Source organism: Micromonospora sonchi (assembly GCF_014646235.1).
In the GTDB taxonomy this organism is placed as follows: Bacteria; Actinomycetota; Actinomycetes; order Mycobacteriales; family Micromonosporaceae; genus Micromonospora; species Micromonospora sonchi.
This window is the reverse complement of record NZ_BMNB01000051.1, coordinates 1-23,994: the sequence shown is the minus strand read 5'-3', so window position 1 is coordinate 23,994 and position 23,994 is coordinate 1. Positions and strand designations below refer to the sequence as shown.

The following is a 23,994-nucleotide window of genomic DNA, read 5'->3' as shown; positions in this document are numbered from 1 at the left end:
GCCACCCTGCGTTCTTACCTGTCCACTGCCGCCAAGCACGGCATGGACGCCCTCGACGTGCTCAAGCAACTATTCACCACCGGGCCGTGGTTGCCCCAAACGGCTACCCCAAGCTGAATACGTACGTCGCGCCCTCATGGACCACCGCGCTACCTGTTTGTTCAAGACCACCCATACCCTGCGTTCTGCAGCACCAGTGCGCCTCTTCATCGTGGAGGTCCTGGTAAAGCAGGGGTGCGGCGAGCCGATGTCGACATAGGACAAAACTTCCGGCAAGGCATCGCTCGACAAGATCCTCAACCGGGAGCCTCGCTGTGCTGATCGCCCATTCACGATCGAGCTGCCCAGCCGCACCCTGAATCACCTGACCAGCCTGATCCGCGCCGAACGCACCCGACGCCGGTGGTGGGCGCCTCGATGCCGGCCGGCAGGCTCTGCTCGTACTGGCCCATCTCGCAACGGCGCCACCATCAACCGGCTGGCCTGTGGCTTCGCGGTCTGCGCCACGACGGCTTGCGGCGCTGGTGCGTCTGCTTCACCAGCTGGTACTCCATGGCACTAACGCTGTCCGTCAGTGGCCCGCTGCTCAAGAACTCGACGAGAGCCTGCGGCCGGGCGGCGCTGCGGCGGTCAGGCTGTGGCGGCGGCAAGGTCCTGTACGTGTGCGGCGGTTGAGTGACCTGGAGCGTCAACGCCAACTCGGGATAACGCCGGGCTGACCGCGTCCATGAAGCCGCCACCTTTGATGAGGTCTGCAGCGGGCTATCGCTTGATATTAACGCCGACGGCGTCCATGAACGTGAGCGGGTCGACCGCGTTGGCGGCGATCAGGGGTGGCGCGTTCCGGTGCACCTCGAAGTGCAGGTGGGGCCCGGAGGACCTTCCGGTACTGCCGACCCATGCGATGAGCTGGCCGGCCTGGACCTGGGTTCCTGCGGTGACGGCGAGGCGTACGGCGTGGCAGTACCGGGTGGCGATGCCGTTGCCGTGGTTGATGTTGACGATGAGCCCGCAGCCGGACAGGTTCGGGTGTCCTGGTCGGTCGCAGTAGGGGCTGTCGCATCCGGCGGAGAGGACGACGCCAGCCGTGGCAGCGTAGATCGGGGTGCCGGTGGCCGCGGCGAGGTCGATCCCGTTGTGCTCGGGTCGTGTCGGCGGCCGGAACTTGCTGACGAGCAGGTAGCTGTCGGCGGGCAGGGGCAGCCGCCATAGGCCGGTGCCACCGAACACGAGGGTGTACCTGTCGATGCGGGATCGCACCTGCTGCGGGTAGTCGTGCGTCTTGCCCGCAGGCGGTACGCCGCCAGCGTTCAGGATGCAGGTCCGGCCGCAGAAGTAGACAGCCCAGGCAAGGTCAACCGGGTCGCCGACGAGGCGCTTGCCGTCGATGTTGCGGGCCGCCCAGACCACGAGGTCGCACATCAGGCGTCCCATCGCATAGATGGCGTCTTCGGGGTCGCTGGGCGAGTTGCGGCCGTCGTTGTCGTAGTCGTCGCCCCAGGTAGCCCAGGTGCCGAGTTGGAACTGTGCGATGCCGATCGCGTCCCCGCCCCGCTCGGGTGGATTGTGGGCGAGCGCGTCGGCGTTCCAACTGCTCTCCAGGTCGACCTGTGCGGCGATCATCGGCGGGGTGATCTGTGGACAGATCGAGCCGGCGCGAACTACCCAGGGCGCGAGATGGCGGGCGTGTGCGGGGATGGCGTCGACGTTGAGCTGCCCGGCGTTGGACACCGCGGCCGCCCGCGAGGTTGTCGCGAGCAGAGTCGCGGCGCCGGAGGTGACGAAGGCGACCAGTCCTGCTCCGACGAGGAGCACACCCGCAAGCAGGAGCGCGAGCGCGCGTGTCGAGGTGTTGGCCTGCCCGTGCGTTTCGGTCATCGCAATCAGCCGACCTCGTACTCGCTGATGCGCCAGCCACCCATGGCCGGTCGAAGAACACACGTGACGGTGTGGCGTTCGATCGGGCCCCGCCATCCGTCGCGTCCCACTGGCCGTACCGCGACCAGCGCAGCAGCTTGCCGCTGGTCAGCGGTGTCCGACGGCAACGCGTCGCCGGCGTACGGGCCTACGCGGACCTTGATGTAGGCACGATGGCTGGTCCACTCCTGCCATAGCGGCGTGCGGCGCATTGGCCCTGAGGACGCCAACGCGGCGGCTGACGTGGCGTCCAGGTATGCCGTGGCCCGTTGATAGGCGTCGGCCGGATCGCGGTCGACGGTGGTGTCGAGGCGGTGCACGGCGGCCGCGAACGCGGCGCACACCGCTGACGGGTCGCGGTAGTCAACCGAAGGGTCGATGGCCAGGGAGGTCGGGGCTGAGGACTCCTGGTGCTGGGGTTGCGGCCCCGGCGTCGAACAGGCCCCGAGCATCGCGGTGAGCGCGACGGCGAGCAGGAAGTGAGAGCGAGGAGAACGGGTCATGCGGGCCAGGCTTGACTGCGTCGCTTTCCGGCAGCGCTGCGGTAGCGCCGTAGCGCCGCCGACGACCTCGGCGGCACCCGTAGCGCCTACCCGGATCCACGAACGTCTCCGGCGGCGGCCCAGCAATCGGGCCGCATCCCCATGTCGGAGGAGATCAGGATGATTCTCAAGCTCGTTGTCGCCAGCCATGCGGTGCTTGCCACGAAGGCGCCCGACCCGGCTCCGTCGGCACCGCCGGGTATGGATGCGATCGCCGCTGACTTCCTCGCCTGGGGGAAGTGGATTCTGTTGGTCGCCGGAGTCCTCGGGTTCATGATCTGCGCGGGGATGATGATCATCGGCCGGCGTAACCGGTCGCAAACGGCGGTGGACGGTGCCGCCGGCGTTCCGTGGGTCTTTGCCGGACTGGCGTTGACCAGCCTGGCCGCCGGAATCGCCGGGGTGGTGCTGTGATGGCGCGTCAACGCTTCCGGCACACGGCGCGGCGACGCTTCACCAGCCCGCTGGTCGCCATTGCCGCCGGGCTCGCGCTGCTTCTGCTGGCGGCGCTCATGGCGATGCACGGCGGCGAGGGATCTCAGCCCGAGCGGACCACACCCGACCAGCACCAAGTCACGGCTATGCCGAGCGCGGATCACACGTCCGGGTCGCCGCAGCAGACTGATGTCGAACTCCGGTGGCCGGCAGATCTGAGCTGGGTCACGGTGGCTGGGCTTGCGCTGCCCGTCTCTGTCACGGCCGGGCCGCGGAGTTTGCAGGACGGACGGGCTCGAGGGTTCGCCCAGACGCCGGCCGGCGCTGTCCTCGCGGGACTACATCTACTGGTCCGCACCAGCCCACAGGTGGGTCCACACGTCTGGGAGCCGACGCTGCGTCAGCAGGTCGTCGGGCCCGACGTCACCGCGTACGCCGATGCGGTAGCTCGTGGTTACGCCGTCGCCCGTGAGCAGCTGCAGGTTCCCTACGGCGATTCGCTTACCCCCATCTATGCCTCGATCGTCGGAATCCGGGTCGACACCTACCACCCTCACGCGGCCAGCATGCGTCTGCTCATCGAGGCACCGGACGGTGAGGGCAGCGTCGCCCGCGCCGCCACCGTCGTGCAGGTCTCCTGGTCTGGCGCGGACTGGCATCTGGTGGCCCCACCGCAGGGTGACTGGTCAACGGTGCGGACACTTGTCGGGCCCGTCCTCGTCCGCGGCTACGCGCCGCTGCCGAGCAGGTAGCGCCATGTGTGATGCCTGGGATCTCAAGTGCGAGATCAAGGAAGGCGTGACCGAGGCCGCCGGGGCGGTGGCCGACTCCATGATCGGTCAACTCGCCGAACAGGTCAGGGCGGCGCAGTCGAGCTTGATCACCTCGACGGTGACCTGGTGGCTGTCGCTGCCACCCGTCGATGTCGAGCGGGCATCGGCGGCGCAGGTGCTCCAGCGGTGGATGGTGCCGTTCGCCGTGCTGGTGTCGATCGGTGGCATCATGTGGCAGTCCCTGCTGATGATCATCAATCGGAAGGGAGAGCCGCTCGTCGCGGTCGTGAAAGGGTTGTTCACGACCGCCCTGTTCGGCGCGGTGAGCCTCACCGGAACGCAGATGCTGCTCACGGCATGTGAGGCGTACACCGAATGGGTCCTGACCTGGGGCATGGATTGCGCCCCAGAGCTCGGACAGGATCAGGTCTGCAAGACCGATGCTCTGGCCGAGCGGATGCAGCTCATTCTGCTTCCGCTCCCTCCTGGCGTTGGCAACATCCTGATCGTCGTCATGGGCCTCATCGTGCTCGTCGGAAGCATCGCGCAGGCGATGTTGCTGCTGTTCCGCAGCGGCGCCATCATCATCCTGGCCGGAGTGCTGCAACTCGCGGCCAGCGGCAGTTTCACCGCAGCCACGTCGAACTGGCTGCGACGGATACTCGGCTGGCTGCTCGCGTTGACCTTCTACGAGCCGTTCGCGGCCACGTCGTATGCGGTCGCGTTCATGCTCATCGGCGACCCGGCAACCCGGGACGTCTCGACCTGGTTCACCGGTGCCGGGATGCTCGGCCTGAGCCTCGTCGCACTCCCGGCCATGATGAAGTTCTTCAACTGGACCGTGGGTTCCGTTCAACAGTCCGGCAATTCAGCTGGCATGTTCGCCGCTGCCGGTGCCGCCGGTCTGCACGCGATCGCGTCACGCCGAGGCGCGGGTGGCATGACGGCGACCGACTACGCCCGCGAGATAGACCGCCGCAACCCGCCGCCTTCGAGCGGCAGCGGCGACAGCGGCTCCGGTCCTCCCCGACCGACGCCACCGACGTTCATCGGGCCGGCCCCCACCGCCAGCACCACCCCGTCGGCGGGCACCACGACGGCAACCACCGCGAGCACCACCGCCGGAACCGCGGCAACCGCGACCGCCACCAGTGGTACTGCGGCGGCGGGCGTATCTGCCGCCACCGGCCCCGCTGCGCCCGTCGTGGCTGGCGTCGTTGTCGGCGCCCAGGTCGCACGAACAGCAGCCAGATCGGCGTCGAGCACGGCCGCCCGTACGACGGAAGGCGGGTGACCGCGATGTCTGCTGATTCGCCCGCCACCGAGACCCGGACCTACGGCGGATGGCGTCGGGCCAGGGCTCTGGGCATGTTCGGGCTCGGCTTCGGCCAGACGATGGCGGTACTCGCGGCGCTGACCGTCTCGCTCATCACGGTGTCGGTGAGTCCTGCCGGCCTCCTGATGGTCGGGCCGATCTGCCTGGTCATCATCGTGGGCAACGTCGCCCAGTGGGACGGTGTGTCGCTGGCGCAGGCGCTCGTGCAGCGGCTGCGCTGGGCCACGGGCGCCACACGTGGTCACACCAGCTACCGCGGTGGCGTGATGTCGGCCGAGGAACATGCCTGGCAGTTGCCGGGTGTGCTCGCGCCGACCGTGCTGTTGTCCGCCGAGGACGGCCACGGCGGCACCTATGGCGTGGTGTGGCACCGCCGGCTCGGCACCATGACGGTCACCTTGCGCTGCGCCGCCCAGTCCACGTGGCTTGCCGACTCGGAGGCCGCAACGGCGTGGGTGTCGAACTGGGGTGGTTGGCTGGCGGGCCTCGGTCACGTGCCGATCGTTCGCTGGGTCGCGGTCACGGTCGACACCGCGGCGGACTCGGGCACCCGGCTGGCCGACTACATCACGGGCCGGCTGGCCCCGGACGGCCCAGCGGCAGCGGTACGGGTGCTCGAGCAGCTCGTCGCCGCCGCGCCGCAGGCCGCCGCTGACGTGCAGACGAACGTGTCGATCACATTCGATCCGGCTGCGTCACCGGCCCGTCCCAGGTCCTTGCAGGAGTGCCTCACGGAGGTCGACCGGGCCTTGCCGGGCTTGCAGGATGGGCTGGCCGGGTGCGGGCTGACGGTTCTGGGCCGGGCGACCGCCACGCAGATCGCGGGGATCGTCCGACACAGCTTCGACCCGACCAGCCGGGGCGACGTGACGCGCCTGCTCAGCGCCGATCCGGAGGCGGCGGCGCAGTTGCTGGACTGGAACAATGCCGGCCCGGTCGCGGCGCAGGAGCACACCGACCGGTACGAGCACGACGGCGCGACCAGCGTGACCTGGGCGTGGCACGAGGCGCCGCGCCAGCCGGTCACCCACCACGTGCTCGCCCGACTTCTCGCTCCAGGCGACCACCCGAAACGGGTCACGCTGCTGTACCGCCCGATGACCGCCGCGCAAGCCGCAGGTGAGGTCGAGCGGCAGGTCAACGCGGCGCAGTTCCGGTCCGCGTACCGGCGGGCACGCAAGCTCGACCCGACCGCCCGGGACATCGCCGACCACGAGCAGGCCGCGCAAGCCGCGCGGGAGGAAGCACTCGGCGCCGGCGTCGGCCTGATCAGCCTGTGGGTGACGACCACCGTGCTTGACCCGGCTGATCTGGGTCGCGCCGTCGCCGAGGTGGAGAGCCGCGCGGAGACCTGCAAGGTACGGCTACGTCGCCTGTGGCGCTCCCAGGCCGCCGGATTCGCCGTCACCCTGCCGACCGGGATCTGCCCGCCGGTGCTGGCCCAGCAGTGGCCGCACTGACCCCTTCCAACTCCTCAGGAGCATCACCCATGACACGAATTGATCTCGACGTATCCGCGTTCGGTCCGCTGGCCCCGGCATGGGGTTGGCGTCGGCCGCACGCCGGCCGGGCCGTGCACGTCGCGGCTGGAGTTGAATACCAGGCCACGACCGTGCAGGCCGCCGGCCTGTACCCGTTCACCGCCGGATCCGGAGCTCCCCTGCTCGGGGTGCCGATCGGGCGGCATCAGCTCTGGGGCGAGTCCGTGCTGCTCGATCCGTTCGAGTGGCTCAACGCCGGCTTGACCACCAACACCGGCATCTTCGTGCTCGGGCAGCCGGGTGCCGGGAAATCCGCGTTAGCCAAGCGCCTGGTCACGGGGATGGCTGCCACCGGCGCCCAGGTCTTGATCCTCGGCGACACGAAGCCGGACTACACCCGGCTCGTCCGGCATCTCGGCGGACAGGTCATCTGCGTCGGTCGGGGGCTGGACCGGATCAACCCTCTCGACGCCGGTCCCCTCGGCACGGCGCTGTCCCGAATGACCGGCCCGGAGGCCGACCAGCTGCGTCTGGAGGTACGCGGACGGCGACTCACCCTGCTCATCGCGTTGTGCACGCTGGTGCGCGACGGCGGACGGGTCAGCAACACCGAGGAGGTCGTCCTTGGCCGCGTGATCGACCTGCTCGCCGAGCGGCGCAGCGGCGAGCCCGTGATCCCCGACGTGCTCGCGGTGCTCGACCAGGGACCGGACACGATCCGCGCCGCGACGCGGGCCACCTCGCTGGCCGACTACCGACGTCGGATCGACGATCTGGTCGCCACCCTACGGCTGTTGTGCGAAGGCACCCTCGCTGGCGTCTTCGACGCCGCCACCTCCACCCCCATCGACCTGTCCGCCCCCGCCGTCAGCATCGACATCTCCCGCGTCGCCGCAGCCGGCGACAAGCTGGTCGCCGCCGCGATGCTCTCGGCCTGGAGCTACGGGTACGCCGTCATCGACGCCGCAGCTGTCCTCGCCGACCAGGGCCTCGCGCCCCGGCGGCGGCACCTCGCCGTGATGGACGAGTTGTGGCGGGCGCTACGGGGTGCCCCGGGTCTGGTCGAGCCGGCCGACGCGCTCACCCGGCTGTCCCGCAACCTCGGCGTCGCGCAGATCATGCTCACGCATTCCCTGGACGACCTCGACGCGCTCGCCACGGACGAAGACCGGGCCAAGGGGCGAGGGATGGCCGAACGGTGCGCGATCAAGATTCTGGCCGCGTTGCCGAGCCGGGAGCTGGACCGCATCGGTCTGATGGTCCGTCTCTCCGGACCGGAACGCGACATGGTCGCCTGCTGGGCCGCCCCGGAAGCCCTGGTGCCCGGCGCCACCCACCCTGGTCGCGGGAAGTACCTGGTGAAAACCGGCGAGCGAGCCGGCATGCCGGTGGCGCTCCACCTGGTCGGCGATGAACGGTGGCTGTACGACACCGACATGGCGGTGCGGGCGGGTGCCCGATGAGCGGCATTCGCAGCCAGCAGCCGATTTACCCGCGCGGTAGCGCGGGCGGATACCCCCTAGCGCCATGGCTGATCCTGGGTGCCTGCGCCGCTGCCGCAGGGCTGACCTGGATGGCGTGGCTGGCAGGCCGGCTCGCCGCAGTCGCCGCCGGACGCCCGTGGGCAACAGGTCCAGACTTCGGCTGGGACTTCACGAGGCACCTGATCGACCGGGACTGGCAGCACCTGTGGCCCGGCGTACCGCCGCACCTGGTAGCGGCCACTTATGCGCTGCTGCTCGCCGGGACCGTCGTACCCAGTTGTTGGGGTTGGGCGTGGTGGCAGGCCCGCCGGCCGCGGGCCGGTGATCCGCTGCCGTCCTTGGCCCGCGCCCACGACGTCGACGAACTCATCGGCGCCACGGCCGTACGACGAGCACAGCGGCTGCGACCAAGCCTCGCCGGCAAGCCGAAGCAGGTGTCAGCCGTCGCAGTAGGTATCGCCCTCGGACGGCTCGTCACCGCCAACCGCCGGCACGGTCCGATCCTGCGGTCCAGTTGGGAGGACGTCATCCTCGCCGTGATGGCTCCCCGGGCGGGCAAGACGACCAGCCTCGCCGTACCCCCGATCCTGGACGCGCCGGGACCGGTGCTCGCCACCAGCAACCGCTCCGACCTCTGGGCCGCCACCGCGCGGGCCCGTCAGCGGGTCGGTCGGGTCTGGTCGTTCGACCCGCAGCGGGTCACCCGCCAGCCGCAGACGTTGTGGTGGGATCCGTTCGCCACGATCGACGGGATCGAGGATGCCGCGCGCCTGGCCGACCATTTCATCCAGGAGATCCGCGGCACCGGCAGCAGCGACCCGTTCTGGCCACTCGCCGCCGGGGACCTGCTCACCTGCCTGTTCCTGGCCGCCGCTACCTCCGGGGGCACCCTCGCCGACGTGCAGGCCTGGCTGTCCGACGCGACCAGCCGCGAACCGGTCACGCTGCTGCGGGCCGCCGGTTTTCCGCAGGCCGCGCGATCCCTCGCCGGCCGACAGGGCGGTGCCCCGGAAACCAGAGACGGCGTCTACGAGACCGCCCGCACCGCTGCCCGGTGCCTGTCCGATCCGGACATCATGGCCTGGGTCACCCCACCGACCGGCAGCATCGACCGCCTCGACGTCACCACGTTCCCCGCCTCCGCGGACACGCTCTATCTCCTGTCAAAGGAAGGCGCGGGGGCGGCGGCCCCGCTGGTCGCCGCGCTCACTGACGCGGTGCTACGCACGGCGGTCGTCCATGCTGAGGCTGCTGGTGGCCGCATCGACCCGCCGGTACTGGCGGTGCTCGACGAAGCCGCGAACATCTGCAAGATCAGCGATCTGCCGCAGCTCTACAGCCATCTCGGCGGCCGAGGGATCATCCCGATCACGATCATCCAGAACATCGCCCAAGGCCAAGGCGTGTGGGGCGAACGCGGCATGACCGCCTTGTGGAGCGCCGCCACGGTCAAGCTCGTCGGCGCCGGGCTCGACGACTCCCGGCACGCCGAGGACGTCTCCCGCCTCATCGGCGACCACGACGTCGCCACGACCTCGATCAACCGGGACGGCAACGGTCACACCAGCTACTCCACCAGCGCGCAACGGCGACGGATCCTCGACCCGGGCGACCTGCGCGCCCTCAAGCGCGGTCGGGCGATCCTCCTGGCCACCGGCGTCCGAGCCGCCATGGTCGAGCTGATGCCGTGGTACAGCGGCGACCACGCCGACACCATCAGTGCCGACACCACCGCCAGCGTCGAGGCCATCACCCGGACCGCCCAGGCCGATCTGGACGCCAGCAGGCAAGACGCCAGCCCGGACCGTCCGGTCCGCGATGACGGCAGGGAGGCGCTGTGACCAGCCGCCCGTCCCGGACACCGGCCGACCAGCAGTGGATCGAGGCCATGTTCGCCGACCTGCAACGCCAGATCGACCAACTGACCGGTGACCTCCTGGCTCTCACCAACCTGGTGCACGCTCACACCCTCGCTGCGCTGAACGGCGAACCGCACACCGGCGCACACCCCGACCAGCAGCCGGCGGCCGACGATGGCCGCTGAACAACGGACCCCTACGCCGGAACGCCTGTATGCGGTCAACGCCGCCGCAGCCCGGTTCTACGCCGACTGCCTACCCACCTCGCCAAAGGCCGCAAGCTACTTGACCAGTCACGGCATCAGCGCGGCACCGGACCCGACCGGACCATGGCAAGTGGGGTACGCGCCGGGACGCTGGACCGACCTGGCCACCCACCTGCAGGCGGCGGGATTCACCGCCGGCGAGGTCACCGCCGCCGGCCTGGGCTTCATCCACCGCCGCAGCAAACACCTGCTCGACCGTTTCCGTGACCGGATCATGTTCCCGATCACCGACGTACACAACCGAGTCGTGGGATTCACCGCCCGCGACCTGAGCGGCCGGGCCGAGGCCAGATGGATCAACACTCCGGAGACCGCCGTCTACCGCAAACGCTCGCTGCTGTACGGCCTCGGGCAGCAGCTCGCGCACCGGCCAGCCGGCACTGGCACACCGATGGTGTTCGTCGTCGAGGGCGCCGCCGACGTGCTCGCGATGCACCGCATGGCCACCGCGCGCGCCGCCGATCCCGAAGCTCAGCCGGTGTACGCGGTCTCCCCCTGCGGCACCAACCTCACCGACGAGCAGCTCGGTCTGCTCCAGCAGGCCCTGGCCGGAGCCCAACTGGTCCTGGCCTTCGACGGTGACGACGGCGGTCGCCGTGCCGCCGGACGTGCGTACCCGATCGCCGCCCGGTGGCCCGGCAAGGTCTCCGGCGTCCACCTTCCCCCGGGACAGGACCCGGCCGACATGCTCGTCTCCATGGACCCGATCTCGGCGATCAACGAGATCATCGGTGCCGTCCAGCCCCTGGCCCAGCTTCAGATGACGAACACCATCAGCCAGCTGTACGCCACCAGGCGGATCACCGACCCGGCCCGCTTCGCGGAAGACCGCATCACCGCCTACCGGGCCATCGCCGAACTGTTCGTGGACGCACCAGAGGCTACGAGGGCAATGGCCGAAGCCGCCGCCGAGCAGCTCGGCCTGGAATCCACCGACGTCGCCCGCGGCGTCATCGAGGCGTGGGAGGCCCGTACCCGCTCCCCCAGCGGCCTGGACCCTCCCCCAGCGCCCAAGCCGCCCGAGCCGCAGGCAGGACCCGGCTCATCATCCGATCCGCCAGCGGCGGATGCGCACTCTGCTGCGGACGCTGGCGAGCCCGCCCTCACGGTGTCCGCCATCGCTCGCAGTGCGGGCGGACAAGCCATCGTCACCACCGCCACATCCACCCGCCACGACCCGCGCAGCGGGATCACCGTCTGGGCACTCGCCGACGGGATCGGGCAACACCAGCAGGCAGCAGCCGCAGCAGAAATGGCTGCCGACATCGCTGCCACCGTCACTGCCCACTCGATGCCGGCCGCCGGGCTGCACGCCGCGCGGGCGGCAGTCAACGCCCTCTACGACGGAGTTCACCCCAGCCAGGCCGGTGACGCCTCTCTCCTGGTCGTCTCGGCGCATCCCGCCCCGGACAACCGTCTCGGCGTACGGTTCGAGATCGCATGGGCGGGCAACTGCCGCGCCTACACCATCAGCGCCGGCCGGCTCGTCCAGGTCACTGCCGATCACACCGCCGCCCGGCAGCGGCGCGACCACGGCGAACACGTCCAGCCAGGCAGCATCGCCGATGTCATCCTGACGTCCAGCGTCCGCTCGGGCGACATCAGCGTCTGCCCGCTCGATGACGGCCCTCTCCTGATCTGCACCAGAGCGCTACATCGCGCCGTCGCACCTGCAGTTCTGGAAGCGGAGCTCGCCGGGATGAGCGACGTCCACGCCAGCACCAACCGGTTGACCGGCAGCCTTGGACCGCAGAGCGGAGCGGCTGCCCTCATCCTCATCCATGCACGATCGGCTCCGCCATCGCGCGTCACCACAATCGGCGCCGCACACCGCCCAACGGTGGCCGCCACCGGGTCCGCCGCGGCCCTGGCCAGGACCTCGTTCACCAACGGGGCGGTTGCGAATCCGGGACCGCCTCCCGGCCTGCTGTCGTCGGGGCAGGAAATCCGGTCGGGCCCTCGGCACCGCTAGAACAGCCAGTTCGGGTGTTCCGGCCTATGTGACAAGCTGCTCGGCCAATACCCGGATGGGAGTCGTCGCGGGTGCGCTGATCGACCAGCTGAGCCGTGATGAAGAACCACACGAACCGCATGAACCACCAGCTCCGCTGGCGAGTCGAGGACCAGCGTGGAGGTGCCCGCCCCTGGCCCGGCCTGCCACCAGACGTACGGACCTCGTTCCTCTTGAAGGCAAAGTCGGTCAACTCCTGCACAGGTAGGTACGGCTGCAAGTGCACACCGGCGCCCAGTCCGGCCTGTGTTCGGCGACTCGCCGCCTGATATGGCGGTGATTCAAGTTGGTGACGTTGTGTGACGGATATTGCTGAGCCAACCGTTCGCTCGACGTGCGGAGCCGATGAGCGGATACAGCGGCGTGTCGCAACTAGCCAAAGATTGTCGCCGGGTTGTGATGTCGTGGTGACCATCTTCTCTGCAATCACCCGGACCGACCCGTCCCCGGCCGTGCACGGAGATGGGCGGTTTAAGTTCTTGGACCGCGTCTCGGGGGCGTACTGGGACCAGATTCGTGACCTGATCGAGGATTGGTTCAGCCGCCTGTGCCCGGACGCCCAAGCCGACGTCAGGGGCCGGCTGAGATCGAAGGACGACCGGCAGTTCAGCGGGGCGTTCTTCGAGTTGTACCTCCACGAGTGCCTGCTTCGGATGGGCTACACCGTGACGTGCCACCCGGTGCTGGAGGGGACAACTCGCCGGCCGGACTTCCTGGCTGAGAAGGACGGACGGTCGATTTACGTCGAAGCAAGGTCGGCGTCCGACAGCGACGTCGCTGTCGGCGCGGCGGCGCGGATCAACGCGGTGTACGAGTCGCTCAACAGATTGGACAGCCCCAACTTTTCGCTCTGGATCGAGGTCGTGAGGCAAGGCCTTGGTCCGCTCCGCGCCAAACCGCTGCGCGGCCGCCTGGAGAGATGGCTCAGCGGCCTGGACCCCGACAAAGTCAAGCTGGGCGGGCGCCGCGACGACCTCCCGTCCCACCTTTACGAGGAGCAGACCGAGGGCGACGACGTGGGCTGGATCATCGAATTCTGGGCCATCCCCAAGTCCTCCGAGGCGCGCGGAAGAGAAGGTGTCCGACCTCTGGGGATCTTCGGCGGTAACGCGGCGCGGGTAAACGACGAGGTCGGCATCCTCGGGGCGCTGAGCGACAAGGGCGCGGCCTACGGCCCGCTCGGCGCGCCGTTCATCGTGGCGGTCGCTTCGAGCAGCATGTCTTTGGACGACCACGACGTGTACAACGCCCTCTACGGCACCGAGATGTTGCAGATCACGACTGCGCCGGATGGGACCGAATCGCACGCCGTCGTCCGCGAAGCCAACGGCTACTGGTACGCAGGCGACAACTGGGACCACCGCCGGGTGTCGGCCGTGCTCGTCGTCAAACAGCTCCACCCTGCGTTCGTCGGCAACCAGCAGCACACGATCTGGGAGCACCCGGACCCGGAGCACGCTGTTGAAGCGCTGCCGATGTGGCGCCGGGCTATCCTCGGCGCCGACAGTCAGATGGAGTTCATCGACTCGCCGCGTGCTCAGACCGACTGGTTCGGCCTCGGCAACCCCTGGCCCAAAGGCGAGCCTTTCCCTCGTCAGGCCTAAGCAGCCGAGATGAGTACACCTGATCATGCCGAGTGCCGGGGTAAATGCCACTTGCCGCCGATGGCTGGATGACTCGTTTGATGCGGCCCGCGGCCGAGGCTATTGTCTGATTCGCGCCTGTCCGCGATTGAACCTTGAATCCGGTCCGCGCCGACGTACGCACGCACCGTCGCATACGGCGAGCTCACGCTCCGTCCCACGCACTCTGAATCGGCCTGGGGCCCCTTGACCATCGGTGATCTCGCGTTGTCCACCCGATGACTTCTCGACCGTCTCAGGAACGTAAGCGCATGCGGCGGCCGGGGTGAAGGGCATCAACACATCCAACCTTTCGGTCCAACGTCCCAAGCTCGCCACCCCGTGACTCGAAGACGTTACCGGCTTACGAGCCGTCTTGTCGCACCGTTGGCGCTCCCCGCCTGCCGTTCGACCGCCGCTCCTCGATGTCCGTCACAGCGTCAGCGAGGTGGCGGTGGACCCTCAAAGGGCGGCCCAGACGATGCAGCCCTTGGTTGAGGATGCTTCGGAGGTGCCGCTCGCCTACGACGATGTCGGCGTATCCCGCCGCGCACGACAGATAGATCATGTCGGTCAGGTCGTTCCGCCTCCACCGTGTGCCCTTGTTCAAGTGTCGGTCGTGGAGGACCTCACGGAATAGCCCGGTCGCCGGGGCATGGCGAAGGTCTGCGGCGAAATGGCGGAGGCACCAGTCGCGCAGTTGATCGACGGTGGCGCCGCAGGCGGCGGATTCGTACGCGATTTCGTCTGAGAGGTCGGCAAAGAGCCATGCATCGATCGCCTTGCGCTTCTGCTCTCGAGTCTTCGGTTCGCCATCGAGCCAGTCACTAAAATGCTGACTTTTTGCCACCCAGCCGGTGTCCGGGCCGTCTTCGGACCGATCCACGTCGAGAACGGCGTCGATGTGCCCGCACGCCTCGGTCAAGGCCTCCCACCGGAAGGCGACTTCGGGAGAAAAGTCCGACGGTGGGCTCGGTGGAGACCATCCGCGGTGAGGCGAGTACAACACGTTGGGCGCCAACGAGAAGACCGCATCGTCTGCCCGATCGTTCGGCAGGCCGTAGCGATCGATGAAGGCTGAGCGCAGCTCGTCGCGACGCACCTGCAACGGATCACGCACCTGCCAGCCGCGGCTGAGCTGCAACATGGTCAGGCCGAGCCGGTACCGCTTGTCGAAGTCGAACCGCGTGGCTGTTTCATGATGGTGTGCGGACGACGTGGGCATCACGATCTGTCGATCGTGAACGAGCTCAGTGAGCCTGTGCGCAGCGACTAGCTCCGTGGACGTCACCTTCTCCGGGTAGTGGAAAGCGTTGGCCACGGTGCTCCAGTGGTTCTGATCCAGATAGACCACCAGGCGGCCTGCGAGTTGGTCGCTGCCATCGAACCGAGGAACTTCGAACAGGACCTCCGCGCCGGTCGTCATGACCGCGAGCAGCCCGCGATGGTCGGGCGTGATCTGAATCTTCGATAATGCGGAGAGCTCCGGGCCACGTCGAAGGGCGAGGGGTACCCGCGCTTCCTTGCCGTCCGAGCGACTCAGGACGATCTCCGACGCTTCCAAGTCCATGGTCAGGAGGACGACATGAGGCTCGACATCTTGCGGCACTCAACTAGGGTGCAGGGGATACCATCATTAGTCCAATGATTTGTCCATAATGAGCCGTCTCCAACCTGCCTCGGGATCGGAGATCACGGGCTGTGCCGGCGGCGTGCTGAATGTACACATAAAACGTGGCTCCTGGTCAGAGACGGGTTGTCGAAGCTCACCGTCTTCCCAAGGAGCCTCGGTGACCTATCCTGGCACGATCACGCTGTCCGCGGCGTACCCGAATCGCCTGGCCAACCTGCTACGTACCCACCACCGGGCGGCGATTGGCAGCCGGTGGCGCAAGCTCTCGGCCGGTCAGCAGGCGCTGCTGGTCCGGGCCCACCTACGCAACGGCGACACCTACCCGCGAGTCCATCTGCATCATCTCGTGGCGTCCCGGGTGGTAGCTTGGCGGTGGTGTCTGCGCGGACGACTGGCAGGTCGGCGGCGAACCTGTCAGCTGTCGCCACGGATCCCGCGATGGCCGATCCGTTCGGGGACGTCGGGTCGTTCGACGACGGCGGGGACCTGGGCGACTACTCCGACAACGTGGCTCTGGTTCCGGGACTGAAGGCGTCGGGAACTTTCGCGGTGGGGTACGGCAAAGCCGGGAACTGAGACCACCATGACGGGAAGCGAAGCTCGCGCCTTCCCGGCACCCCGGAAGGCCGCGGTCGGTGCCGCCCACAACTGGGTGTCCCGGCCGGCTGGAGCCTTGTTCCGTGGGTTCAGCGGAACAGTTCGTCCATCCGTTCTGCCATTTGTATGGCTTTGGGCCATCCTACTCGTACGAATTGTTCGAGGAGAAGGCGTACTGCCGTGGTGCATTCTGGATCGCCGAGGACGAGTTCACGGTGGTTGGCCATGTAGGTGTTGATGAGCTTGATGACGGCGTCGACGCCGAGGGACTCGGCGAGGTACCCGTGATCCTCCGTGACCGCCTGCAGCGCCAGATGCAGGGCAGGCTTGGGTTGTGCATTGCTGAGATGCTCGACGGTCTCGACGATATGGTGGGTGACTGCCGGGTGTCGGACTTGGCCGATACCGTCTAGCAGCCGCAGTGCGAGCTTCGCGAAGACCGTAGGGTCGCCGAGCTCTTTGCGGCGCCCTTCCTGGCTCCCGAATGCGCCGCTGGCGAAGTACAGCTGTTGGGTGATCGCGTCCGCGACGGTTAATGCCTTGTCCAGATGCGTTACGTCGGTCCAGGCTAACGCGAGTGGCTTCACGGTGAGAGCTAGCAGGTCGAACGCTTTTTGCTGTGCGCTGCGGAGGGAGGGGTCAGCGGGATTGAGCAGGTCGCGCAGGTGGGCGGCGATCACGATCACTGTTTGGGTGTTGTCGACGGGACTCGCGAGCCACCGTCGCACCGTGGCGTCCGCAAAGGGTGTGCCGTACTCGATCGCGAGGATCGTCAGGCACTGGATCACCGACTCGGCGGGCGTGTCGTAAACCTCGGACCCGTCCTTGGGCGGGGCGATGAGGTGAGGCGAGCCGCGTAGGGCGGCTATCCGGGAAAGGATGCCGTCCACATCGGCGGGCCGGGTGTGTAGGTGTCTGGCCAGGGCGTGGACTAGCAGCGTCACGACATGGCCGTCCTGCTCGGTCGCGAGTCGGCTTTCCACCTGCGCGAGGAGGTCGTCCGGCTCGGTGTAGATCAGGCTGATGCCGGCGGTGCTGAGGTAGCGATGTATCCATGTGCTGCTGTCGAGATGGCTCAGCAGGTGTGCGCGTAGCTCGTCACCGTGGGCGCTTCGCCATTGCGGCCGTGCAAGCAGTACGCGGACGACAGTGAGGGCCTCGGTTTCCGGTGTGCTCGACCAGCTCGCATGGCGACTGCCGTTAGAAGCGGGCTGCCCCGTGTCGCCTTCAGGTTTAGGCAGGGCCGCCTCGACGTCTGCGAGGATCTGGCGGCCGACGGAGTTGTCTGGTAAAACCTCCGGCAAGCAAGCGATGTGGCAGGCGGCACGCATCCGCCGGTTCGCGGTATCCGCTGCCTCGAGCCTTGGCCACAGGGCCAGCAGCCGTCGGCCCGCGGCTTCACGCTCTGCTGCTTGGTTGGCTTGCTCAAGCGCCTCGTCAACGTCCTGGAGAAGCCGCGTGTACGGAGAGGACGCGGTGTCAGGCTCAACCTGCTCCGGCACGCCACTAAGTGACAGACTCAGAGGGGTCTGAGCTGGATCTGCGATGGTTCCGCTGGTGGCGAGAGCGTTCAACAGTGCCTCGCGCCGCTCATGGAGGCTGTGCCTCCGTCGTTCCGAATCGTCCGCTGCGGGTTCGGTCGCCTCGACGATGGCCCGCGTTAGTGCGTCACGGTCCGGTGCGGCGAGGTGCGGGGCAAGGCGGGCAGCAACGCGCGCGGCAGCCGGCCACGTCTCGCCGTGGGCGAAAAGCGATGGGTTGGACAATGCCGGCTGGAGTACGGTCGCGAGACCGGTTGATTCGCTCGTCTCGGCTCGATGAAGCAGGCGGTTCCACACCTCGGCCTGGGTGAGGCCATTGATGAGCAGATCGATTGCCTCGCCGCAGTCTGGTCCGAGCTCATCAAGGCGGTCCACGAGGGTGTCGGCCATTGAGGACAAGGACCCATGACCTCCTGCGTACTGAAGAGCGTCGCCGTATAGCACTGACGGCTTGTGGGCCGTCTCCGTCTCAATACCGCGGTATCGAGACGCGGAAAGTGGTTCAACGATCTGGATGAAGAGCCTGGTCGCCGTAGTGACGTCCGCTGCTGCCAGATCGGGGAACTTTCGGCCGACCTGGTATTGGACGCTCTCCAGGTCCTGCTGGCGATTGGATCTCAGGGGGAGTATCTGGCTGTTGAGCATATTCGTGGGCTGGGATCGGTCGTCCCGGAAGAGCCAGACGCTTGCGGCGAGATCGACAGCGAGGGTCGGGTCTTGGCGCGCTATCTGCGGTAGTACGTCGACCAGTGGGCGAACGGCTCGTACGCCCCATGCCCGCAGGGTGGGTTCGGCGATGACCGCTCGTATGGTGTCGGCGGTCGCAGCGGCGTCGAGGGTCGCCGCGGTGGCCAGCGCCCGTCCGCCGCGATCGGCAAGGTTCGCCCGTCGGGGATCGTTCACCTCGGTAAGGCCCACCCGAAAGACGGCGATGGCCGATTGGACCCAACAGCGGGCGGCCAGCGTGCCAGGGACCGGTGGTTGATCGTTTGTTGCGCGGCGGCTCAGCTGCGCCACCAGGAGTGCCAGGTCGGCGTCGTCGTTGTTCACGGCGTGGAGTGCGAGGCCCGCCAGCAGCTCTCCGAACGCGTCCAATGCCGCCGAGTTCGAGCCGGCGTCGGCAAGCCCGGCAGCGACCAGGAAGGCGAGTCCCCGTGCATCGTCGACGGTCCAAGTCGCGGCGTCGACACCAGCGATGCAGGCGGATTCCAGCGGCTCCAACTCGGCCGGATCGCGCATCTCGTGGGCGGCGACGGTCGCGGCCGCAGCTGCGGCCAGCATGTGGCCGGATCGTTGTGACGCTAGGCGCAAGGCGAGCCACCAGTAGCTTGTACGGGTCCGGTCGTCGTGCCATGCGATCGCTAGTCGGTAGTCGAGGCTAGGCCGCAGAACCATGGTCAAATCCGGGTCGGCGTCGAGCCTGTCGGCGAAACTATGCGCCGCGGTGACGTCGCCGAGCGCGACGATCGCTGCCGCGTAGTCGAACAGGACGGGGTGTGCGAACCCGACGGGCCGGCCCGCCGCCCACTGGCTGGCAGGACCTTCCCTGAGTACGCCGTCGCGGACCAGGTCATCAAGGACGGTCAGCAAAGCCGACTCGGTGAGCTGCGAGTCGTCGGCCTGTTGAGATCGGGCTGCGACCATCGAGTCGACGAGTGTGCGCACCACACGCTGCCGAATTCGTCCCCCGGGCCCGTCGGCGACGCGAAGTCGCCAAAAGCGAGTCAGCAGGTCTAGCCGGCTGCGGACCTGGGAAACGTCCATGTCGGCGCTGATTAGGTCGCCTGCCAGGTTGAGGTTGAATGGATTGGCCAGTAGTCCTTGTAGACGTTCGCTGGTCTGCTTGAACACCTTGTCGATCGATGGGCTGGCCGCTCGTACCTCTGCGATCTCCTCTGCCGTGAGGTCATCCACCTTCAGGTGTGCGACCCCGGCGAGTTCCGGGTCGATGTGTTCGGGATCGACCGGGTTCCCAGCAAACATCGTCCGCCAGCGGCTGCCGTGGCGAAGGTCGAACGATCGGATACTGGCAACGATCCGCCATCGGGATGATCGGAGACGCTCAGCGAGCTCGGGCAGCCAACTCGACGCGTCGACACCTCGGGTTTGATCAACGCCGTCGAGAAGCAGTAGCCCCGGATGCGATCCCGTCCAGCCAGCGAGCACCTCGTAAAGATCATGGTCCAAGTTGAGCTCGGCACGAGTCTGGCCGGCCGTGCCCCGCAACTGGCCGTGCGTCAGGTAGACGATGTCCCCCTGTTGGCACGCGCCGAACCGATGCAAGACGACCGACTTGCCGGCGCCGGGATCACCAGTGATCGCCACGTTCCCTTCGGATGCGTCAAGCAGCTTCGATGCGGCCCGGCTTACCTTGACGGGGCCGTCCGGCGTGGTGAGGGCAAGGTTTGTGGGCGGCGAATCGAGGTTGCCGGTCGTGATCTCTTGGAGCCGTTGGACATCGCGGCGCAGGCGCACAACTGGCGTGAGATAGATCTCCCGGTTCTCTAGTTCGTGGACCAGATCGACACGCCGAATCCATGAGCGCTCGACTGTGAGCTGCTGACCGATCAACTCCAGTTCGCGCCACAGCGCAGGTGCCTTGGCAGGATCGTCAAGAAGATCGCGAAGGTCCGGCAGAAGCGCACGTAGATCCACCCCATCTGGCCGTAAGTTCAAGGCCCGAACCGCGAGCGGACGCAGCAGTGACCGCACCACACCTTCGTCCGCGGCGTGACCGTGACGCTCAGACCACAGACGCTTCAAGTGCTCATGCAGAGTGTCCAGAGCTGCTCGTTCGTCCGCTGTCGTGGCAGCCTCGGCCACGGGAACGGCCTCAGGCCAAGTACGCAGGCGGTCCACGAGCCGGGCCATCGCCCCGGCGATCGTCCGAGGCGCTTCCTCGTTGGTGAGAATCAGGACCCGATCAACCTGCGGCGTAAGACGTCGCAGATCATCCTCACGCGGCGGCCGGCTGGGAACACCCACCGCATCGATGGCCACCAGCTGTTCCAGCGCTGCCGACAGGTCGCTGTTCGTGTCGTCGCTACGCGCCAGCCGCTTCTTGGCCTGGACGCAAACCCAGCCGCCCGCGTCGGTCAGTGCGCCAACGTCGTCGACCGGCCGGCCCGTCTGTCCACCGACACCGACCACCAGCCGGCCAGATGCCCAATCCGGCAACGCGGTCTCGGCGAGCATGTGAGCCGCCAGCCACGCCGCACATCGGCCTTCGTGCTGGACACCGCCCGCTGTCCCAGCTCCGCCCGCCGACGCGCGTGTCAATCCACTACCTCCACTTCAACGGTCCTCTCGCACCGTCTGCGCAGCCTAGATCAGGCGTCCGACATTCCAGCCCAGCGGGCTTCTCCGGCTCATACTCGGACTTGGACACGGGTTCGACCACACCGCCCGAAGTCTCTGGCGCCGAAACGACGACAACCTGTGAAACCTAATCTGATCACCACAACGACGATCAGGCATGGGTCCGAGTGGTCCGGGCGGCGCTCCAGCGCTCTGGCCCCCCGGCCTGCGGTTGAGCAGGCCGAATGGGCCCGCGTTTCGGTCCGCGTTTGCTCCCACGTCTCGGAGAGGGCAAATCCGCCAAGAACCGCATGAAAATCGATACCCGAGCGGCCGGTCCAGGCCCCTGGGACATGGCCGAGCGTGCCCGACTGATCCGGCAGAAGGTGCCCGAGCTGGTTGCCGCCGGCGCGAGGGCGGTCCGTGAGGAGTGGTACGGCGACGATCTCGGGCACGTCGTCATGCATGACCCGGAGGGCAATGAGTTCTGCGTCGCTTGATGCCATGGTCAGTGAAGTGATCTCAACGACTTTGCGGTAGGTATTTGTACTCGAAATGGGTCAGGTGCAGGGCTGCGACGATGATGTCGCCGATTCGGCGTGGGCTGACGGTCGTATGGCGTAGCGTCTTCCAGCGTCCGATCAGGATCGCGAAGCCGCGTTCTCCTTGCCAGCGCAGACCGCGTAGCAGCCGGTTGTAGGCGCGGTTGTCGGCTGCGAGCCTGCGGCCGTCGGCAGGCTGCTTGACCGGTGTCTTGATGCCGTGGCCTGCGCTTTCGTAGCCGGAGTCGGCCAGGGTGGGCAGGTCGAGGTCAGCGGCGGCCCAGTTCAGGGCGGCGGTGATGCCCAGTTCGCGGGCACAGCTGGTGTCGTGCAGATGCCCGGGCATCGCCGCCGAAGTCCAGATCGGCAGCCCATCCGGGCGCATGACAGCTTGGATGTTCGCGCCGAAGTCGCGGTGTTTTCCGGAGAACCAGGCGTCGATCACCTCGCCCTTGACCGACACAGTGGTTTCGGCCAGTCGGTCGCAGTCGAACAGCTTCCCGTCCAGGATCACATGCGACCAGCCGTCGTCGGCGGCTCGACGCAGCGCGGTGTGCAGGTCGGCCGCTTGGGCGGCGAGCACCGCGATGCCCTCGTCGCGGTAGCGGTACGCGGTTGCCCGGGAGATGCCGAACCCGGCTGCCAACAAGGTCATGTCCTCGCCCTTGCGGAACCACACCAGCACCAACAACGCCTGGTAGAAGCAGGTCAAGGCGCGGGTACCCGAGCGCGTGCCCCGAGCCCGGCGCTCGGCGGCGAGGAGCCGGCCGAGGTAGCGCACAAGTTCCCTCGGAACGTCGACCATGGCACGATAGGCAATCACGTGGAGCCCTCTCGAAGACGTGTTTCTGTCGCAAGGACGTGTCTATCGATGGCTCCACGCCTGTTTCCACTGCCGTCCGACTCGGCACCTTCGTCCGTGTCGCACCAATCAACCCTTATGCGTTGCTGAGATCAACTCAGTACCGCGTCTCGGCATCCGGTCTGCCGCGATCTGGTCGCTACGGCCGGCTTATCGAGCGCCACCACGGCGGTTTCTCCTGCTACGTCGTGCGCTAGGTCGTGCCGGCTCGCGGTTGGTGCGTAGCGGCGCTGGTTGCCAGGACGGAATGTCGTCGCGGAGGCAGAAGGCCGGAGGCAGCGCGGTGCTTGTCGGGGCTAGATGGCCGCGTCTGACGAGTTCCTCGACGGTGCCCTGGTCGAGGATCTCGACTGGGCATGCCATGCATTCACCGGCTTGGCGGCATTCCGGCTCGGCCGCCAAGAGCCGCTGGATGTGGATGAAGGCGTCCTGAGGGAGATCAGCTTGGATGAGGTACCAGTGGCCGGTCTGGTCGCCTGGGTCGAGCAACGCGACAACACCGGGCTTCATGGGTCGGTACAAGCGGTCCCCGTCGTGCCGGATGGCGAAGACCTGATCAAGGAGGTCCACAGAGTCGCATGTGGGGTGGATAGTGGTGAGCCAGGCGGCGGCTTCGGTGGGGCTGCCAGGCCCCCACAGGTACTCGGTAGGTAGTCGGGTGTTCTCGTATCGACTGTTGAAGTAGTGGAGGTCGGGGTCCTCCAGGCGGGCTCCCGGGCCGAAAAAGGCGCGGACGATCACGCACTGTTCGATGTCGTCGAGACGAATCAAGCCGGCGGTGAGGTGATCGGCTGGAGCGAGGGTCATACTGCCGTTGGCGTTCCAGCCGATGAACAGCACGTCGCGCTCGGCCGGCGCGGGGTAGAGACGGCCGCCCGGCGTGGGTACTCCCCAAAGCTGGTTGATGAACTCGGCCAAGTCGCGCAACGTCATCGCGCAGTCGACCGGAGTAAGCAGGTGCGTCGACGAGGGGTGGGCGACGGAGTTGCGTAGCTTCGCGAGCAGTTGCTCGATGCCGCGATTGCGTTGCCCGCGGAGCAGTCCAGCAGCCCGTGCCCATGTGCGCAAGCCGTCGAGCATGCCGTTGAACTCGACGGTTGCCGGGCCGCCTCCCACACGCAGCCGGTAACCGCGGCCCGGGGAGTATCGCTTGGCCGCTTTGTATACGTCGTCGTACTCGCCGATGGTGATCGTATTCTCGCGGCCGTCGCGGTGCGCGAAGGTGCATGAGCCGTCGTGGAAGTCGATGAACCTGTCCCGCAGAGCCTGCTCGATGACTAGCAACGCGTGGTCGTTGACCAGGGTGTAGATCTCGTAGCACAGCACCCCGTACGCGCGGATGTTGCGCAGTCGTTCGAAGGCGTCACGTGTGCCCTGCGCCACGTCGTCGGCAAGGTCAATCTGGGCAACCGTTTCCTGATGGTAGGTGGCGGCGGACTCCGGGGCCAGCATGCGATCTAGGCCGAGACCCAGCGGGGTGAAACGCTGGCTACGTTCGTCGGTCTCGCGCAGCTGAGCCAGGGGAATGATCTGCATGTCGGCCTGGTCTACGAGTCGTCGATGGCATACGCCATGCCCGGACCTCATGCCGAGCCGAATAGGATATGGCAGCCGGAGCCCGACTGTCGCCCAATTTCCGCGGCCGCTCCTTAAGTTTCGGTGCACGGATCGTACGTATTCAGCTTGAGGTGAGTCGGCGGCCGGTGGTCCACTCTGGTTGATCGGCTGGCATGATCATGGTGTGTCGCCCGTCCCGCAGGTCCCGCCCTCGTACGAGGAGCTGTTGGCGATGCTGG

The 23,994-nt window shown here is 67.5% G+C and carries 17 protein-coding genes; 11 read left to right on the top strand and 6 right to left on the bottom strand.

Annotated elements, in window-relative coordinates:
• Positions 1–762 precede the first annotated feature (762 nt).
• Both IEY61_RS29805 and IEY61_RS29800 read right to left on the bottom strand, forming a co-directional pair.
• Positions 763–1,878 (bottom strand): peptidoglycan DD-metalloendopeptidase family protein, encoded by a 1,116-nt coding sequence (locus tag IEY61_RS29805; RefSeq protein ID WP_189050424.1) that lies wholly within the window; start codon positions 1,876–1,878, stop codon positions 763–765.
• A 5-nt stretch (positions 1,879–1,883) separates the two neighbouring features.
• Complete coding sequence (locus IEY61_RS29800) at positions 1,884–2,420, bottom strand: hypothetical protein (RefSeq protein ID WP_189050422.1); 537 nt, start codon at positions 2,418–2,420, stop codon at positions 1,884–1,886.
• Between the two features lie 159 nt (positions 2,421–2,579).
• On the opposite strand from IEY61_RS29800, the gene IEY61_RS29795 reads away from it, so the two are divergent.
• The 9 genes from IEY61_RS29795 to IEY61_RS29755 all read left to right on the top strand — a co-directional run bounded on the left by IEY61_RS29795 (position 2,580) and on the right by IEY61_RS29755 (position 13,708).
• On the top strand, positions 2,580–2,873 hold the full coding sequence (locus tag IEY61_RS29795) for a hypothetical protein (RefSeq protein ID WP_189050420.1): 294 nt from the start codon (positions 2,580–2,582) through the stop codon (positions 2,871–2,873).
• On the top strand, positions 2,873–3,646 hold the full coding sequence (locus IEY61_RS32365; RefSeq protein ID WP_189050418.1) for a DUF8175 domain-containg protein: 774 nt from the start codon (positions 2,873–2,875) through the stop codon (positions 3,644–3,646). Before IEY61_RS29795 ends, IEY61_RS32365 begins: the two co-directional genes overlap by 1 nt.
• A 46-nt stretch (positions 3,647–3,692) precedes the next feature.
• Positions 3,693–4,961 carry a hypothetical protein gene (locus tag IEY61_RS29785; protein ID WP_229706577.1) on the top strand — a complete coding sequence of 423 codons (1,269 nt, stop codon included), beginning with the start codon at positions 3,693–3,695 and terminating at the stop codon, positions 4,959–4,961.
• A 5-nt stretch (positions 4,962–4,966) separates the two neighbouring features.
• On the top strand, positions 4,967–6,463 hold the full coding sequence (locus tag IEY61_RS29780) for an SCO6880 family protein (protein ID WP_229706576.1): 1,497 nt from the start codon (positions 4,967–4,969) through the stop codon (positions 6,461–6,463).
• Between the two features lie 29 nt (positions 6,464–6,492).
• Positions 6,493–7,947 carry a putative type IV secretion/conjugal transfer ATPase gene (locus tag IEY61_RS29775; protein WP_189050414.1) on the top strand — a complete coding sequence of 485 codons (1,455 nt, stop codon included), beginning with the start codon at positions 6,493–6,495 and terminating at the stop codon, positions 7,945–7,947.
• Positions 7,944–9,809, top strand: coding sequence for a type IV secretory system conjugative DNA transfer family protein (locus IEY61_RS29770; protein ID WP_189050412.1), 1,866 nt, complete (start codon positions 7,944–7,946; stop codon positions 9,807–9,809). Before IEY61_RS29775 ends, IEY61_RS29770 begins: the two co-directional genes overlap by 4 nt.
• Entirely contained in the window at positions 9,806–10,012 is a 207-nt protein-coding gene (locus IEY61_RS29765) for a hypothetical protein (RefSeq protein WP_189050410.1), read from the top strand. Before IEY61_RS29770 ends, IEY61_RS29765 begins: the two co-directional genes overlap by 4 nt.
• Positions 10,002–12,065, top strand: coding sequence for a toprim domain-containing protein (locus tag IEY61_RS29760; protein WP_189050408.1), 2,064 nt, complete (start codon positions 10,002–10,004; stop codon positions 12,063–12,065). The genes IEY61_RS29765 and IEY61_RS29760 overlap by 11 nt, the downstream gene beginning before the upstream one ends.
• Before the next feature lie 446 nt (positions 12,066–12,511).
• Positions 12,512–13,708 carry a hypothetical protein gene (locus tag IEY61_RS29755; protein WP_189050406.1) on the top strand — a complete coding sequence of 399 codons (1,197 nt, stop codon included), beginning with the start codon at positions 12,512–12,514 and terminating at the stop codon, positions 13,706–13,708.
• 382 nt (positions 13,709–14,090) lie between these two features.
• Here IEY61_RS29755 and IEY61_RS29750 read toward each other — a convergent pair whose 3' ends face one another.
• Entirely contained in the window at positions 14,091–15,335 is a 1,245-nt protein-coding gene (locus tag IEY61_RS29750) for a hypothetical protein (protein ID WP_229706575.1), read from the bottom strand.
• 462 nt (positions 15,336–15,797) lie between these two features.
• Here IEY61_RS29750 and IEY61_RS29740 point away from each other — a divergent pair, with 462 nt between their 5' ends.
• A complete protein-coding gene (locus IEY61_RS29740) occupies positions 15,798–15,935 on the top strand; it encodes a hypothetical protein (protein ID WP_189050430.1) in 138 nt (45 codons plus the stop codon).
• 110 nt (positions 15,936–16,045) lie between these two features.
• Here the strand turns inward: IEY61_RS29740 and IEY61_RS29735 are convergent, their stop codons facing one another.
• Entirely contained in the window at positions 16,046–20,692 is a 4,647-nt protein-coding gene (locus tag IEY61_RS29735) for an NACHT domain-containing protein (RefSeq protein WP_189050404.1), read from the bottom strand.
• Positions 20,693–21,039: 347 nt separating this feature from the next.
• Here IEY61_RS29735 and IEY61_RS29730 point away from each other — a divergent pair, with 347 nt between their 5' ends.
• Positions 21,040–21,294, top strand: a complete 255-nt coding sequence (locus IEY61_RS29730) for a VOC family protein (protein ID WP_268240705.1) — start codon at positions 21,040–21,042, stop codon at positions 21,292–21,294.
• Positions 21,295–21,316: 22 nt separating this feature from the next.
• On the opposite strand, the gene IEY61_RS29725 is transcribed toward IEY61_RS29730, so the two are convergent.
• Positions 21,317–22,141, bottom strand: a complete 825-nt coding sequence (locus IEY61_RS29725) for a transposase family protein (RefSeq protein ID WP_444543364.1) — start codon at positions 22,139–22,141, stop codon at positions 21,317–21,319.
• Between the two features lie 207 nt (positions 22,142–22,348).
• On the bottom strand, positions 22,349–23,734 hold the full coding sequence (locus tag IEY61_RS29720) for a hypothetical protein (protein ID WP_189050398.1): 1,386 nt from the start codon (positions 23,732–23,734) through the stop codon (positions 22,349–22,351).
• Positions 23,735–23,994: the final 260 nt, after the last annotated feature.

Excerpts from the sequence above, each read along its gene's own strand:
- IEY61_RS29805 (WP_189050424.1), bottom strand. The coding sequence starts at position 1,878 with ATGACCGAAACGCACGGGCAGGCCAACACCTCGACACGCGCGCTCGCG.
- IEY61_RS29800 (WP_189050422.1), bottom strand. The coding sequence starts at position 2,420 with ATGACCCGTTCTCCTCGCTCTCACTTCCTGCTCGCCGTCGCGCTCACC.
- IEY61_RS29795 (WP_189050420.1), top strand. The coding sequence starts at position 2,580 with ATGATTCTCAAGCTCGTTGTCGCCAGCCATGCGGTGCTTGCCACGAAG.
- IEY61_RS32365 (WP_189050418.1), top strand. The coding sequence starts at position 2,873 with ATGGCGCGTCAACGCTTCCGGCACACGGCGCGGCGACGCTTCACCAGC.
- IEY61_RS29780 (WP_229706576.1), top strand. The coding sequence starts at position 4,967 with ATGTCTGCTGATTCGCCCGCCACCGAGACCCGGACCTACGGCGGATGG.
- IEY61_RS29775 (WP_189050414.1), top strand. The coding sequence starts at position 6,493 with ATGACACGAATTGATCTCGACGTATCCGCGTTCGGTCCGCTGGCCCCG.
- IEY61_RS29770 (WP_189050412.1), top strand. The coding sequence starts at position 7,944 with ATGAGCGGCATTCGCAGCCAGCAGCCGATTTACCCGCGCGGTAGCGCG.
- IEY61_RS29760 (WP_189050408.1), top strand. The coding sequence starts at position 10,002 with ATGGCCGCTGAACAACGGACCCCTACGCCGGAACGCCTGTATGCGGTC.
- IEY61_RS29740 (WP_189050430.1), top strand. The coding sequence starts at position 15,798 with ATGGCCGATCCGTTCGGGGACGTCGGGTCGTTCGACGACGGCGGGGAC.
- IEY61_RS29735 (WP_189050404.1), bottom strand. The coding sequence starts at position 20,692 with ATGCTCGCCGAGACCGCGTTGCCGGATTGGGCATCTGGCCGGCTGGTG.
- IEY61_RS29730 (WP_268240705.1), top strand. The coding sequence starts at position 21,040 with ATGGGCCCGCGTTTCGGTCCGCGTTTGCTCCCACGTCTCGGAGAGGGC.
- IEY61_RS29725 (WP_444543364.1), bottom strand. The coding sequence starts at position 22,141 with ATGGTCGACGTTCCGAGGGAACTTGTGCGCTACCTCGGCCGGCTCCTC.
- IEY61_RS29720 (WP_189050398.1), bottom strand. The coding sequence starts at position 23,734 with ATGCAGATCATTCCCCTGGCTCAGCTGCGCGAGACCGACGAACGTAGC.